At 41.5% G+C, this 15235-nt stretch carries 11 protein-coding genes; 1 reads left to right on the forward strand and 10 read right to left on the reverse strand.

Features of this window, described 5'->3' with window-relative positions:
• The 9 genes from ACYFDN_RS03870 to ACYFDN_RS03910 all read right to left on the reverse strand — a co-directional run.
• On the reverse strand, positions 1 to 150 hold a 150-nt coding region (locus ACYFDN_RS03870; RefSeq protein WP_483510473.1), incomplete at its 3' end, for a transposase.
• 701 nt (positions 151 to 851) lie between these two features.
• Positions 852 to 1679: a hypothetical protein gene (locus ACYFDN_RS03875; RefSeq protein WP_483510049.1), complete on the reverse strand. Its 828-nt coding sequence runs from the start codon at positions 1677 to 1679 to the stop codon at positions 852 to 854.
• 1371 nt (positions 1680 to 3050) lie between these two features.
• Positions 3051 to 3848: a PEP-CTERM sorting domain-containing protein gene (locus tag ACYFDN_RS03880; protein ID WP_483510050.1), complete on the reverse strand. Its 798-nt coding sequence runs from the start codon at positions 3846 to 3848 to the stop codon at positions 3051 to 3053.
• A 358-nt stretch (positions 3849 to 4206) separates the two neighbouring features.
• Positions 4207 to 5097, reverse strand: coding sequence for a hypothetical protein (locus tag ACYFDN_RS03885; protein WP_483510051.1), 891 nt, complete (start codon positions 5095 to 5097; stop codon positions 4207 to 4209).
• Between the two features lie 603 nt (positions 5098 to 5700).
• Positions 5701 to 6876, reverse strand: a complete 1176-nt coding sequence (locus tag ACYFDN_RS03890; RefSeq protein WP_483510052.1) for an alpha-D-ribose 1-methylphosphonate 5-triphosphate diphosphatase — start codon at positions 6874 to 6876, stop codon at positions 5701 to 5703.
• A gap of 66 nt (positions 6877 to 6942) precedes the next feature.
• Entirely contained in the window at positions 6943 to 7791 is an 849-nt protein-coding gene (phnE, locus tag ACYFDN_RS03895; RefSeq protein ID WP_483510053.1) for a phosphonate ABC transporter, permease protein PhnE, read from the reverse strand.
• Complete coding sequence (locus ACYFDN_RS03900) at positions 7784 to 8584, reverse strand: phosphonate ABC transporter ATP-binding protein (protein ID WP_483510054.1); 801 nt, start codon at positions 8582 to 8584, stop codon at positions 7784 to 7786. The genes phnE and ACYFDN_RS03900 overlap by 8 nt, the downstream gene beginning before the upstream one ends.
• A 5-nt stretch (positions 8585 to 8589) precedes the next feature.
• Positions 8590 to 9477, reverse strand: a complete 888-nt coding sequence (locus tag ACYFDN_RS03905) for a phosphate/phosphite/phosphonate ABC transporter substrate-binding protein (RefSeq protein ID WP_016401469.1) — start codon at positions 9475 to 9477, stop codon at positions 8590 to 8592.
• 410 nt (positions 9478 to 9887) lie between these two features.
• Positions 9888 to 11051 (reverse strand): OmpP1/FadL family transporter, encoded by a 1164-nt coding sequence (locus tag ACYFDN_RS03910; protein ID WP_483510055.1) that lies wholly within the window; start codon positions 11049 to 11051, stop codon positions 9888 to 9890.
• A gap of 303 nt (positions 11052 to 11354) precedes the next feature.
• Between ACYFDN_RS03910 and ACYFDN_RS03915 the strand changes: the two genes are divergently transcribed.
• A complete protein-coding gene (locus tag ACYFDN_RS03915; RefSeq protein WP_016401467.1) occupies positions 11355 to 12188 on the forward strand; it encodes a hypothetical protein in 834 nt (277 codons plus the stop codon).
• A 67-nt stretch (positions 12189 to 12255) separates the two neighbouring features.
• On the opposite strand, the gene ACYFDN_RS03920 is transcribed toward ACYFDN_RS03915, so the two are convergent.
• Positions 12256 to 14952, reverse strand: coding sequence for a hypothetical protein (locus ACYFDN_RS03920; RefSeq protein WP_483510056.1), 2697 nt, complete (start codon positions 14950 to 14952; stop codon positions 12256 to 12258).
• Positions 14953 to 15235 lie beyond the last annotated feature (283 nt).

Consider the following 15235-nt stretch of genomic DNA (forward strand, 5'->3'; position numbering starts at 1 on the left):
CGGCTTTGCGTAGGTACGCATCCAGTTATACAAGGCTTTGGTGCTTATACCTAAACGCTCTGCGACATCTGCAACGGCATAACCGTGAACAGTAATTTGATTAACGGCTTCTTGTTTGAACTCTGCTGAATAGCGTGTGCCTTTAGCCATGGTTTTACCTTCTATAGTTAAGTTACATTTTTACCATAAAAAGTGTCGGGTATTCTCAGGCCTTACCATATAGAGGTACGTACTAACCTTAAACTGTCGTTCCTTACAGTGATTCGATCTGCTCGGAGCTGGAGAGCTGAATACCAAAGGGCAACCAAGAGGCCTGTTGTTGTAATTAGGAATAAAGAGATCTATGAAGCATTTAAACTTGGCGGCAAACCTAATGAAAAACTTCAAGAAGTTCTAAAAGCCTATTACAGCTAGTTTATTATGAAAGGAACGCACTATTTCTCTAAAGCTACCAGTTTAGTGGCATAGTTAATTTGGCCACCTAACAAGAGATGTTATGATTAACGAGACAGCTCATTTTTGGACAAAAAATTTGCCAGCGACTTTCCTAAATTAGCGATTCAAGCATAACTAAAGGTATGGGAAGTCGCTTAATTTGATACCTAATTTTGATGGTCTAGAACACTCCAAAAATTACGTAGTCTCTAAATTTAGTAGATTATTCAGACCATAGTTCTTGTAAATCAACATCTTCACTGTCTAGTTGCTTTTCTTCTCATCGACTTGCAACAATATTTGTAAGTCGAAAGCTGTAACCTTTATGACACAACTACCTGTAGGTAAATTAGAAATCATGCTTCTAGACATACTATCAAGAGTGCTAATCGTGTATTTGAGAAACAATAAATGTACTATAATTTTATGTCAAAAGAAGCCGAGTTTTTTTCTACCAAGCTATACTCCCCACTCAACATACTGAATAGCTTATTCCCACTCGGCACAAAACAAATTGGACCAGATTTTACATTTTTTGAGTTCCAGATTGGAGAGAAAGCAATAAATTCGTTGTCAAATACAGCCATAATTGTGGATGGCAGGGAATGGATATCTTTAAATTTTGACGCAGTAGAATACGTTCTGATACTTAACCTCGACATATCAAACTCTCCATCATCTGTTTTAGCTTTAAAATAATTAATCACTCCCTCTAGATTTGAATCAATGTTAGTCTGATAACTTTTGTGCCCAATAGAACTTCCTCTTTGATTTACTAATGGACTCTCATGTTCAAGAATTAGTATCTCAACATTAAACTTTGTGAACTTATGTTCATTCAGTGCAGAAAAAACATTTCGAATCATGACCTGCTCTGCACCGATAAATAAGAACTTAATTGTCTTAATTTCTGATGTATCCATATCATACACCATCTTTTCGATACCTAATGATGCCTTGTCGTATACAGTGACATAACTATTGAAACCAACCTGATTTTGAAGAACTCGCTGGAAGTTGTTTTCTAGTGACACTCTTTCCTTCTTTCGAACCATAAGCTCAATCATCATGGATACAGCGATGATGGCGAGAAGAGACGGTAGTCCATTTTCAATAATACTTTTTAGTACATCATCCCATGGCGTTTTCAAATAGAATACATTTGCTAAAAATAGGACTAAAGCAAGCCCAAAAGCCACAATTAGTGGTAGAAACTTCTTCAATTTACTCGTCTTTTCTCTCATAAACTATCCTTGTATATTTAAATCGCTAACATTTTATTAGTGTGCATGCACATTTACCTTGTTGGACCAGTAAAAACGCGCACAGTTAACTACCTGTATGCAAAGAACTTATCAGTATCCTTCTAAGTATACCATCTGGAAAAAAAATGCACATGCGCGTTGTCCAAACCTACTATTTCAAACCGCCACAAACTAATATATAGAGAATTAAACAAATAAATGATGAGCGCCAGCGTAAACGCGCAAAAAACTTCCACAGTATTCCGCGATATCAGCGGATTTCAAATAATTCTGTATAAATAAACACGATTCTGCCTCAAAACGAGTTAGGGTCGTTGCTCGTAATAATTCTGTGCAATCTGATTTGAACTAGTTTAACTAATGACTAAATGACGCTTGTAACCCCGCATTAGTTTTCCTTCTTCAGCACCACTTAAAAGTGGACTTTCGGATTAATAACAATTCCCTCGTGACTGTTAGATGCTCTTGAACTCAAATGTTTGTTGAGGTCGAAAGCTGCAGTGTGAAGTGTCAAATTGGGTATAAGCTATTACATTAAAAGCCATGCTGTGTGTTTAACACTGGAAATTTATCGATATCGACCGCGAACCTAACGTGGTCGAATAATTAGTACAGTTTGATTTTCTACCCTCTTTTGCCTATGCACAGCGGATTTCGTTAGATGAAGCAAACAGGCGCTTTCGTTATGTTCGAACTACGCTCTCGAAGCGGTTTCTGAGGTCGCTCCTCTGTGACTAAAAACACGGATTACATTTCGGTTGGCCCTAGCAGGGATCTGTTTTGCCATAGCTTGCATGCAGGCTGTTTGGAATAAGAATCGCTTGGCCATCATCTCATCAAGGAAGCTCCTCCATACAGGAGGAGACCGATTATCGATGTCGATAAGGCAGCATTGCTTTTGTCTGACTTATCGCAGCGTGAGTATTAAGCGTAGCTGTATTCATTCAAGCCACAGCGGGTGGATACAACTCAATAACTTGTAGGATTATTTAATTTTGTATATATTTTAGGTGTAATGTAATGAATTTAATAAAAATCTCGCGCAGAGTGGGTTCTAGGAAAAATTCTCATTTTAGTGAATCACCAAAGCTAGTCCGAATCTCACATTAAGTGAGTAACTCATTGAATCTCAAACAAAGAAAATCTCACCTTTGACGGTGTTTACCATATTGGTAAACGTCATTTGCGCCCTTGTTCTTCGTGCTAATTTGTAAGCTGTTTAAGACCAATACAAAACTAATTGTTTTAAATACTGCAGACAAAACGGTTTAGTCTCTAGCTAAAACACTAGCCGCTCAAAATGAGCGGCTAGTTTAAACACAGCAATAATCAATTGACTAAAACTAGCTGTTAGCTAGCAGCATTAGCTGAATGACCAGGGCGTTTAAGCCAAACACCGAGTAAAATGAAAGCCAGCAATACCAACGTTGTTGGCTCTGGTACTTGGGCTATCGCGGGTTGCCTTACCAGTAACGAACCAAGCATAGAACTGCTGTTGCTTTTAGAGCGAACCCGGTTGTTACTATTTAAACCTGCATCTACCCCGGAGAGGTCATCAAAATAACCTAAGGGAGTCCAAGCTTGCATGTAAACGCCATATCCAGTGTGGATATTACGGGTTACCATAGAATCATAAAATCCATCTGCAATGCCTACTTCTCCAATGCAGCTTAATCGAAGTTCATCCGAACACTCTAGATCTTCACCAAACAAAAACTGTGATACATCATAGTTAAGCCAAACGTCGTTAGTTAATTTAAGATCTACTCGATTATGGCCAAGTGTAGTATCTATGCCTAGGCCGCCTAGTTGGTCAATAAACCAGGTTGCACCTGCAAAATTGTCGTTAGAAAAACCAAGGTAGTTGCCACCCCACAACGAGTTAAGTAAGGTGGCCGTTTCTGCACGAGTGGCGTAGCGCCAATCATCTTGTTGCCATTGATTGCCAAAGCGATCAACCCATCCGCCATCGGCCTCAACGTATAAACGAGAATAACTTTGCGAGTAAGTAAGCGGCATCCATTCTAGCCCTTGCAGTGCGACTTGCTTACCATTGTTTAAGGTGTAATCTCCACTAATAAAGGTGGCGTTTGCAGTAAACGAGCTTGCTATTAAAACCAATGCAGACAGCATTTTAATAGATTTCATGCGATTCCCTTTTGATGCAAAATTGACTGGCACATGCCAGTTGACACAATTGTCAATTTGAAGCGGGATGCAATACAACGACCAATAGTTAAGGCTATGAAAACACGCCAGTTTAAAAAACGCCTTAAGCAGAGTTGTAAGGTAAGCTGACACAATACCCAAGCAAGTGCCCTTTTCTACTGGGCTAGCTAACTGCACTGCGTTTGATTTACAACAATACGATGTGGTTCATCTTTGGTTCGATAATTGTAGAACAGCGAAATTCCCCCGACTGGATGGTCGAGAAGCAATCTAAGTCAAAGGTCGTTTCATTTAAATAGGAAAAATCAACTCATGCCAGTAAATGATATTATCGGCATTAATTGTCGATATTTTCTGACATCGATAATGCCCCTTCTATCAAAGCCATTATTCTACTGAAATCTCGGTTGGCATTGTAATTTGATGTTTTAATGTTTTTGGTGTTGCTAAAAAGGGTTAGTAGTTCTGTACGCAAACCCTTCAATTTCACTCTCTTTAAGTCAGTATCAGCATCAGATTTGACGATAGGCGCAACTTGAGACTCTATACGCTTATACATTTCTCGCGTGTAACGCACTGCCGAATTGTTGAAATCATCCTTTTCATTCGATAATACGCTATATACATGGTCATACCCTGGACTCGCAACATCTTCAATGATAGCTCTAATTTGTTTCATTTCTGCTCGTATCACATCTAATGATAACTGGTCACGGCTATTTTCGATGTCAGGAAGTTGAGCTGGAGAATTAAGGGCGAGCAGCTTGACGATTGAGTTAACATTGCCGGGAGTCCCTTCAGCTATAAACGTAGCCTCTAAAGATTCTTTTAGGCTTTTTTGAGTAGCCAACACATCGTGGTACTTCATTTCTTTGCAGTATTCTAAGTACCTAAGAGGTGCAATATCAAAAATCTTTGGAGTACCCAATTCCTGAATCAATACAACCGGCTTGTCAAAGGCCTGCCTAATCCCCAACTCAAATAAAACATTTGGGTTTCGACTACTTAAGTCACAAATAGCCATGGGAGCCTCTATCAGCTGTTTCAATATCTCCAAATGGATAAGGTTGGTCTGCTTTACTTCATCTGCCCTTATAGGTTTGAACCCTGCGTTTATGCAGGCAGGTGAAATAATGTTGTCATATACATGTTTAAAGTGCCCGTCTGGATGACTTTCCACATCAGCGATGGGCATTATGATGAAACATTCTTTTTTATTATCGGTCATTTTTTGGATTTATCGCCTTTAAGAGCAGTGAGTTATAATTAAGAGCAGTGTAGTTGGCGCGTCACCAGTACTCTGTCAATAACCTCTAAAAAGAAGTTAAAATTAAAATGTCATGGTAAAAGCTGGCGGATAATCCTAAACCCATTTCAGCACCAAATTTTTTGTTAGCAACTTTTATTGTCTGGCCCGCAATTCTTGCTACGACAAACTCGGCAGTAAGATTGGACTATCTGCTTACCTCTATCTTTCATATTGCGAAAACCAAACAATTCTTCTATTTGCTTAAGATCTCCGTCAGCAATCTTTTTACAGCATGGGCATTCAGCATATAAAGTTGATGGCATATCGCATTCCTATTCAGGCTATAAGTAAAGTAACAATAATATCAGGATAAAGTTTCATCACCACAAGCCCGATCAATTTTTAAGCTAAAATGAACAAGCCCGCCTATGCGGGCTTTCTTACTTAAACAACCTATACGCTTTCTTGTAGCTGGATATGCGCTTGATGGTGAGTTTCTTCTCGGTGGTCTTGGCTTTCACCTTAAGCTCAAGCCTTAGCTTGAGCTTTTTAGTTTCAACTAGTCAACAACTAGCTAGCTTACTAACAAACACCCATTAGTTTATTAGCTTTCGCAAACACTCGCGCGCCTTTAACCCAAGTGGAGGAAATAGATAACGGTGAGCCATCTACGTCGCTAAGCAGAATAAAATCGGCATCGTAGCCTAGTTCTATCTTACCTTTGGTATCCCCTAGCCCTGCGGCTTTAGCTGGGTTTTCACTAACTAACTTCCAAGCATTGTACAAGGATAAGTTGTTGGTTTTTACTGCAGTAAAAGGTGCACTAAATAGGCTTGGATAGTGGTAGTCGCTACACAGTATGTCTACCACGCCATGCTCGATTGCTTCTTTAACGCTAATCGCCCCTACGTGAGAGCCACCGCGTACTAGATTGGGAGAACCCATTAGTACTGCGGCTCCCCCTTTTTGGCATTCTCTAGCGGCCAGTTCCGACATTGGGAACTCGGCAATAGAGACGCCTAAAGAAATAGACTTGGCTACTTCTTCTAAGGTTTCGTCATCGTGGGAGGCTAGCGAAATGCCTTGCTTGGCTGCTATTTCTGCTAAGGCTTGCGCCTGTTGCTCGCCTAATTCTCGATGTTGTTGAAGGTTTAACAAAAACTGATTAATGTCTTCTACCGACATGGACACACGCCTGCGCATACCCGCGAGGTAACGCTGAATTTTGCGCTCGTTGTTTAGTGGTGGTAAGTGGTCATTTAGCGACAAAAGATGAATACGGCCACTTAAGATCCAATCAACTAACTCTTCGTGCTTTTCTACGTTTACCTTCTCGTGGCGAATGTGGATGCGCGCTTGGCAGCTAAAGCGAGGCATTAAAGTCTCGAGTGTTTGCAGTAACTCCCGCACCGTATCGCGACTGCGAGGGCCTGGCTCAAAACCATCGGTAATGCTGTAATAAAAGGTGGTTATTCCACTTGCCACAAGGCTTGCGTCGTTAGCGGCTAAAGCTAGCTCTAAGGGGAAATGAGTTCCTGCTCTTGGCGCAATGTGGCGTTCAAAGGCGTCACCGTGTAAATCGATAACGCCGGGTAACAGGTATTGGCCATGTGCATCGATGTGTGTGGTGTGAGTATTTGCCGCCACTTGCCCTATTGCGCTTATCTTTCCATTTTGAATAGATACACAGGTAGGATCGCTCCAACCTTGTTCGCTTAACAACATGACGTTTTCGATAACTACGTTTTTATCATCCATTACTTTTTTCTATCTCAATTTCATTTACTTAGGGTCGCCAAGGCTTAGTTGCTTGGCGCTATGTATTTATTTACTTTGACGTAATAGTCGATTGCGGGTTGAGGAAGAAAACTGCTCTACGGCAAACACCAATACAAAAATCATTAACACGATCATTGCTGCTTGGTCGTAGCGAAACATTTCCATGGAAACCGCTAGCTCGGCGCCTATCCCGCCCGCGCCAACTAGGCCTAAAACCACCGACGAGCGCACCGCCTTTTCTAAAGAAAACAGACTAATGTTTATAAAACTAGGCATTGCGCCCGGTATTAAAACAACGGCGATTCGGTCGATGGGATTTGCGCCAATTGACGCTAATGCTTCAGATGGACCAGGGTCTACTTCTTCCATCGACTCGGCAAAAAAGCGGGCGCAAAAACCAATAGTGTCGACAATAATGGTTAAGGTGCCAGCGAATGGGCCTAAGCCTACAGAGGCAACAAAAAACAGAGCCCATGCTAAATCTGGAACGGTTCGAAAAAAGCTGACTACCGAGCGAGTAACATGGCGCACAATAGGATGCGGCGAAGCATTGCGCGCTGCCAAAATGGCAATAGGAATACTAAGCGCAATACCTATTACCGTACCTACAAGTGCCATTTGAAAGGTAACTAAAATGGCATTTGCCATTGGCCATGCACGATCGGTGGCCGGCGGGATCATTTCACCACCAATTGTTGCCATGTTAGGTAAGCCGGACAATAACTCGCTTATCGACAAGCCAGCATTAGAGGTAGACCACAGAAAGAACAGCACAAATAAAGCAAATAACACCTGGGTTATTATGCTGGGCCGTTCAAACCGCATCGGCGTGTCTGAGGTAGTTTGGCCATCAATTACGTTATTCATTAAGCCATTTTCTTTTTGCTTATCCATAAAATGCTCGCAAACTTTGTAGACTTTGCGTGTGGGTTGCACTGTCTAAAGACAACTTTCGCTCTTGCAAACCAAGAACTCGGTCGGCGTATTTAAGGGCATGTTCGATATTGTGGGAGACAAAAAACAAGGTTAGGCCTTGGTTTTTCACCAAGCCGTTAAACAGCTCCATGATCTCTTGCGCCGACTGAGGATCTAAGCTGGCGGTGGGTTCGTCGGCAAACAAAATAGAGGGTTGCTGCATTAACGCCCGTGCAACTGCTACGCGTTGAGATTGCCCGCCAGACAGTTGGTCGCAGCGTTTATTTGCAAGGTGAGCTAAACCAACTTGCTTAAGGCAATCCATTGCACGCTCTCGCGCTTCTTGTTTAGCTAGGCCTTGTAGCCAGTTTCTGGGGCCTTGGCTATAGGCTAAGTTGCCATGCAGCACATTACTTAAAGCAGACAAGCGAGGCACCAAACAGTGTTTTTGAAACACAAAACCCACTTTGTTTCTGGCTTTACTTAGGTGGCGACCTGACTTTTTATCTATGGTTTCGCCATCAAGAACAATTGAACCAGCATCGGGTTCGATTAATCTTAAACAACAGCGCAATAAGGTACTTTTGCCTGCCCCGTTGGAGCCGATAAGCGCAACCGACTGTGAAGCAAAAATGGAAAAGCTAACATCGGAAAAAATCGGAGTGCTACTGTTATCAAAGCTTTTGGTAAGCCCGCTCACTTGGAGCAGGCGCGAAATTGCCGATACACTAGCATCGGCTAGTGTAGTCGGCTCAGCGGCGTAATTGCTCATATAGACTAATCGCCAATAAAGTCTGAGTATTCTGGGTAACCGGCAGTGGCGTACATTGCTCGTACATAGTTGTAATCACTGTCTTTAATGCCAGTTAAAAAGCGCATGCCCGCGTACTTTTGGTTGTCTTCACCGGTTAAGATTGCCGCAACCAGTTCTTCTGAGTGTTCTACAAATGCCTTTTTCATGGTTTCTAGCATTTTGTCGTCTACATGGCTGCCGGCCATTAATACGTCGTTTGGTAAATCTGGCCCACGTGCAACAACGCGAAACTCTCCAGGTTGTAAGCCACCTTTTTCAATCTCTTTGTTACGTAGCGAGATAAACTTTAAGTGGTTGATTCCAATAGCCGCTACGTCACCCTTCTTCAATGACTCCCACAAAACTGGAACCTTGGTGTTAATCACATCTACGTCGTTTGCTGGGTTTAGGCCGGCATCTGCAAGTGCTTGGATAGGACCAAGGTGTTTAGAGGTAGAACCCACCGAACCTAAACCAATTTTGGTTCCTTTTAGAGACTCTGCGTTAGTGTATGGGCTGTCGGCCATAGTAATGATTACTGCAAAGTAATCTGGGCGAGAGAAACCGGCTACAATTTTAGCCTTTGAACGTTTTTGCATAACCACGTATTCGGCTGGGCCGGTAAGTACAAAGTCAACTTTATTGAAACGTAGCGCCTCTACCGCTGCCGTACGGTTAGTAACAGGTAAAAACTCGATGTCGTAACCTGTGGCTTTAGACAACGTTTCTTTAAAAGCTCCAAACTCACGCTGAAGCTCTTCAAGACCTACTAAATCTGTTACCGCTAGCTTTACTGTTTCTGCATTTGCTTGTGAGGCACACGCAAGAACTAAAGCGGCTACCATGCCTATTTTCTTAATCCAATTAAACATTTTAGTTCACCAAACTTTTTGTAATTTACAGGAATGTAAATCCCATAATTAACTTGAACTATTATGTTTTGATGCTTAAATAGTGAACAATTTATGACCTGTTGATTCAATTGATATTAAAATGAGAGAAGAACTTAGCGGGGATTAAATAGATTTGAGCTAGTTACTTTAGAGATTTTAATTAGGTCTATATCAAGCTTTCGTTTAATTATGCTTTAGGTCAATTAAAAGGCTTAAGCGCTATCATAACTTATATAATCGCCCTCACTACTGCTGAACGTAATTAGATTAAGCAGCTAAACGCTTAGCGCTAATACTTTATTGCTGGTGTTTAAATCTAAACAGTCGCAAGCAACATAGGGCGAGTAACGCCCTAGTTTGTTGCGACTGTATCAAAGGACATTTAGCAATTAGTAAGCATAACTAAAGCTTAATACGTGAATGCGGTTTTCTGTTACTCGGCCGTCAAAGTAAGAATACCTGCTAGTTTGTTCACTCATTGAATAATTTACCTCATGATTGCCGAGGTGACGGTATTCATAAGCGACGCCAAAGCGATGCCCATTATGTCTGGTTTTCTCTGCACCAATGCCTGCAGACCAGTTTTGAGAAATAGTTAGTTCTGGCACCATATCTTCTGTATCAAACATGGGTGAGTCATAACGCACTCCCGCTTGGTAAACCCAATCATTAGCTTGATAGGCCAAAGCTGTACCTACACTAAAAACGTTGTTTGCACCAAGTTCAGCGCTATTAAAGTCAGACCACATTTCAACGCCTGTCATAGCTTTAACAGTGAACTGATTACTTAAAGAATGGGAAATACCAAGATCTAAACGGCTAGGCCAAACAACACCAACATCAAGCGGGATGCTTTGGTCATTAGATACATCTAGATCAAGATGAGTATCTTGATGATCTACCCGATGTTTATAGTTTGCAGATATTAAGGTTTGCGGGTTTAGCTGATACATACCTGAGAATATAAAGCTGGCTGCAGTACTGGACACATCACCGTTCGCGTTTATATCGCCCAAATTCAAATCAACACTTGTCATTAGATGTTGCACAACTAATGCCCCACCCAAATGAAGCCTATCGTTTACTCGATATGCCGCAGCAAGATGCAAGTTTAGCGCTTCTTGGGACTCTAGGTTTATTATGCTTAAACCTGTTCGGCCGTTTTGATAGCCCATGCCCAAACCGCCATCGCCATGTAACGAGGCCGCAATTACCCATTGCTCATCTAAACGAGTTGCATAAGCCAAACTTGGCACAAAGGACTTATTCTCACCGTAAGTTGACAGCTGAAGCTCTGTGTTTGGGAATTGCCCAACATGTTTAGAATAAGCATCGAGATACTGTATGCCTAAAGAAAAGCTACTGTCTTCGATGTAAGACAAACCCGCTGGGCTGGTAATAGCCGCGCTTGCATCTTTGTTGTTGGTGGGGTTGCTAACGCCCGCCGAAGAGACACTGTCGAAGGTAGCTACTTCGTGCAGCAATATACCTCCGGCCATGGCGTGTGAGGCAAACATGCTAGATATGGCCAAAGCCAATAGATTTTTGTTCATTGAAAACCAAAATAAAAAATTTTGGCTAGTGTAATAAACCTAAAGTTTTAACCTTGCACTGTGAGTGCATAAATCGAAATTGCTTAATTAAGCTTATGCCTATGTAGCGTTAGTAGTTTGGCTAAGTCATTCGAACAAATTGCATGACATTTAATTGACTTAAAACATATTTAATTTGGATGGCACTTTATGTATTGCAGAATGGCCTAGAATTTCTTTAGGCCTAGTTTTACTGAACACTCTTTTCAGCAGCCTCTTACAACGTAATAGATATTTTTAGTAAGCCCTAAAAAGGACACTGTTATGAAAGAGCTTATCGTTTTAGCCGTACATGGAATGGGACAACGAAAACCTAACTTTGCCGATGGCTTAGAAGAAAAACTCACTGAGTATCTTGGCAACGATGTAATGAATAAAGTGTCGTTGCAGCGAGTAAAATATTACTCGGCATTACAAGCGCCACAAGACCAATTGATTAACGATATTTGGCAAACCTACCACAATCGATTTAGTACCCTATCAAACCTTGGTCGACGATTTTTTATGAACTCTTTTTCAGATGCTACAAGTTTGGAAGTAGCAGGACGCAGGCAAACCGACGACTACATGGAGATTATAAAAGCGGTACAAGCTGCCTTTTTTAAGGGTATGAACGAATGTGGTTTTAACACAAATGTTCCCGTAGTGATTATTTGCCATAGCCTTGGGGCACAAGTTATTTCTAACTACTTTTGGGATGCCCTAAATAGAAACGATGCCAAGGTATGGGACAAAAATCACAACGATTTTTTACAAAACATCGACGACGATAAGTTAGCCTATCTAAAGGGGAACCGAGTAAAACTGCTATTCACAACAGGATGCAATATTCCCCTATTTTTAGGCGGCTTACAAACACGAGAGTGTTTTACCAAGCCGAGCATCGAGTTTAGTTGGTTAAACTATTTTGATGGAGACGATTGGCTAGGCTGGCCGCTAAAAGAGCTTGGCCCCAGCTACCAATTTGTTATTGACCAATGCGTGAGTGTCGGCGGCCCCATTAGCGGCAATACACCGTGGAGCCATACTTTGTATTGGACAGATAAAGACGTTTATCGCGCCTTTGGCGATAGGATTAAAGGCTTTCTTGGAGCTTGAACATAGATTTACGAGGCTGCCATGTTTAACAGCCGTGCACTGTTTACGTATGTGCACGGCTTAACGACTAAAGCACTTGGGTTTTGCCATTGCTATCGTAAGAAATAACTGGCGTTAATAAGGGTTTATCCCTACCTAAGTATTTCGCCAATACAATTAGCAAAATAATTGTAGTTTTAGGAATTGCTTCGCTAAACAAACCGCTAAACCAACCTTGTACTTTAATGAATGACTTCATGGTAGCAATGAGCTCATCATTGGCTTGATTAACTAGCTTTATATAGGCTTTTGTGTCGTTCGTCTGAAGGTTTTCTATTTGCTGGCTTAGCTTCCGATAGATACCAATAAATGTTGATAAACGATGAGCATTAGCCAGTATGACTTTTACACGTTGCTGCAGTTGTTTGAAGGAAGATTGCGCGCTGCTGGGCGCAGAACTGGTTAAACTGGCATCGAGAAAAGCGTTTAGTTGGGCTTTACTCTGCTCTGCAACTTTACTTTCGTGGGCTATTTGCCCTCTTTCGTTGCCCGACAAGGTCATATTACAAAGTAACTCGATGGCACTGGCTTCAATGTCAGTTTCATTAGTTGCTGCCAGCGCATGGATATCGCTGGCATCTAAATTTAACTGGCATTCGATGATTGAACGAGACAAGCTCTGGCTTTGGTAAAGCAGATTAAATTGCTGTAAAGCTAATAAGTAACTAGTTTGGTCTATTAGTGGAAACGCAGTATTGCTTAACGGCGCTAAAAACTGTTCCATTTCTTTTGGGGTCATTACGCCTTTGTCTTCAAAGCTTAAACCAATACCGATGTTGGGGCTGGCGCCAAACTTTAAGGCTGCGAGTACATCGAATGCACTTACAAACTCTGCAGTCCTACTTTCTTTAAGCGTTTTTGATTGGTGTCTTATTACGCTTTCGCCATTTAATTCCAGTAGCTGACCGGTGTGGTCTACTTTTGCACTGGCGAATTTCTTGATAAGGCTTTGCTGAGAAAACTGGAAGTTGTCTCCTAGGTTAAGTTTAAGGCCAATTTCTTTTTTGATTTTGCTACTGCTAACTAACCAGCCTGATAAATCACTAACCTGACCATCACGCTCCATTAATTGCAGTGAGTCTAGATTTATAGGTTTGCCTAGAAGTAGATCTTGATACAAATCTTGGCATTCTGTAGCGCTGGCTTCTACTAGCTTAAAACTTAACATGGCTTGTTTGCCACTATCTTTACTACTAGAGCCGTAAACCGATAAGCCTAATTGTAATTCACCAGCCTTTTTAATGGCTTGGCTAAAGGTAGTACGTGCTTTGTTGTATTGTTCTAACCATCGAGTTACGCAGTCAGTTAAAGTTGAAGCTAACTGTTGCTTGTTTAAGTGATCTTTTAACTCTGTTTTAGCCTCTTTTAGTTGGTTAAGTGGGGTTAGTAAGGGCGCGACTTTACCCTGAGATTTGTCGGCAATATCGGCTATTTCTTCTACCAGCTTTTGTTTGCCTTTGATGCAGTTTTTTGTAAGTAAATCATCTAGTTTTAAGCGCTTTGATAAAGCAGGCGTTAGAAAGGTATTGTGTTGCAGGTACTCAGTTATTTTTTTCGAGGTTTCATCGGGTTTGCTCAACCACTCTAAAGGTTGGGTGGTTAGGGCTAGCTCCAACTTATCTTTTACCCTTGCTCCTAGCTGGTTTGCTAATCCATCACTGTCACCATCGGCCAACAATAAGGCGATGTCTTTCCAATCTTCTTCGCTAATTGCTTGAGCAAAATGCTCATCAATGTTTTTTAATAACCAGGTGCCAGGTTCTTTAAAACGTTCTAACAAAGTTTGTAGCTGTGCAGCCTCGCCCTCTAGTTTCTCTAGCGGCGCTGCTAAGTAGGTTTCTGCAACTTTGTCTAGGCCATGCAGTTCTATTAATGCATCTAAGCTAAGCCCAGCTTGTTTGGTGCTGTTGGTTAGTTGATAAAGTGCTATTTGAACGCCAATATCAGCCGGTTTTATTACCAACTTAAAGTCTCCGCTAAACGCGTAACTGGCTTTGAATGAAGCACCAGCACTAGCGTTAACTTTTACATCTAGTAATTTGTTGTTGCCAGATACACTCCAAACATGGCCCAACGTTGCTGTGGCGGAGGCAGATAGCGCTCTACTTTGTTGAATAACTACGCCCTGAATTGCATGGCTAGAATACTGCGCATTAATAACATTAGATAAGGACTCTAGAGAAAACAGCGGTAGCGCTTCTTTAGTTAATTGCCCTAGAAAGCGGATTAACTTTTGATCGTGGGCAACTGCACAAACTACTTTTACCTGCCATTTAAGTTGGCCTTCTGCGTTACTAGAGATGTTAAGCAATTTAACCGGCAGGTTTATGCTTACACCACTTTCTATTTGCAGCTGCTGGTCAATGGCAATCGTGGCCATATTGGCTTGCTTAAAATCGCTATATTGTTCTGCATCGCTCGGTAGCACTATATCGATAATTAAGTGCCCCCCTACTCGGCCTTTTATGGATAGCGCAGAGCCAAGGGGGACTTGCCATTCTTCAAGGTCTAAGGTTAGTGAAGGATCTGCCGAAACTTGATCGATAAAAGCAAAAAGGTTTTTTAGCTCAGCAGCATCAACACCAATCTTACTAAGAAGCTTTTTCGCACCTTTGTCTAATGCTTGCCAAGCTTTGGCGGTGCCTTGCTCAACAACGATACCTTCTACTTGGTCAACTTTCTCTACTAACTTGCCAAGCGCTTTATTGATGTCTAAATCTGTCATTTTGAATCCCTTCGATAAATAGACTATTTCGACCAATGCTGTTTATAAAAACAATAATAAGTTTAGTCCAGTTACTGTGTTTAAGTATTTGAATATTTTGCAAGATTAGGGAGGTTGTGCCGCTAAATCGTCACCTTATCCATCGTGTTTAACCATAGGTGTTGCTCGTTATCCGTAGCTTCACAAAAAGATAAATGAGTTTTGAGTCAACAAGGAATCGTGAAGGGCTTCACTTTCCTCACACTCTCTATCGATATACTTATCATTAAGGTTTTATACCTTA

The organism is Agarivorans sp. D1326, assembly GCF_056958115.1.

Excerpts from the sequence above, each read along its gene's own strand:
- phnE (WP_483510053.1), bottom strand. The coding sequence starts at position 7,791 with ATGGATAAGCAAAAAGAAAATGGCTTAATGAATAACGTAATTGATGGC.
- ACYFDN_RS03880 (WP_483510050.1), bottom strand. The coding sequence starts at position 3,848 with ATGAAATCTATTAAAATGCTGTCTGCATTGGTTTTAATAGCAAGCTCG.
- ACYFDN_RS03875 (WP_483510049.1), bottom strand. The coding sequence starts at position 1,679 with ATGAGAGAAAAGACGAGTAAATTGAAGAAGTTTCTACCACTAATTGTG.
- ACYFDN_RS03915 (WP_016401467.1), top strand. The coding sequence starts at position 11,355 with ATGAAAGAGCTTATCGTTTTAGCCGTACATGGAATGGGACAACGAAAA.
- ACYFDN_RS03910 (WP_483510055.1), bottom strand. The coding sequence starts at position 11,051 with ATGAACAAAAATCTATTGGCTTTGGCCATATCTAGCATGTTTGCCTCA.
- ACYFDN_RS03905 (WP_016401469.1), bottom strand. The coding sequence starts at position 9,477 with ATGTTTAATTGGATTAAGAAAATAGGCATGGTAGCCGCTTTAGTTCTT.
- ACYFDN_RS03900 (WP_483510054.1), bottom strand. The coding sequence starts at position 8,584 with ATGAGCAATTACGCCGCTGAGCCGACTACACTAGCCGATGCTAGTGTA.
- ACYFDN_RS03885 (WP_483510051.1), bottom strand. The coding sequence starts at position 5,097 with ATGACCGATAATAAAAAAGAATGTTTCATCATAATGCCCATCGCTGAT.
- ACYFDN_RS03890 (WP_483510052.1), bottom strand. The coding sequence starts at position 6,876 with ATGGATGATAAAAACGTAGTTATCGAAAACGTCATGTTGTTAAGCGAA.
- ACYFDN_RS03920 (WP_483510056.1), bottom strand. The coding sequence starts at position 14,952 with ATGACAGATTTAGACATCAATAAAGCGCTTGGCAAGTTAGTAGAGAAA.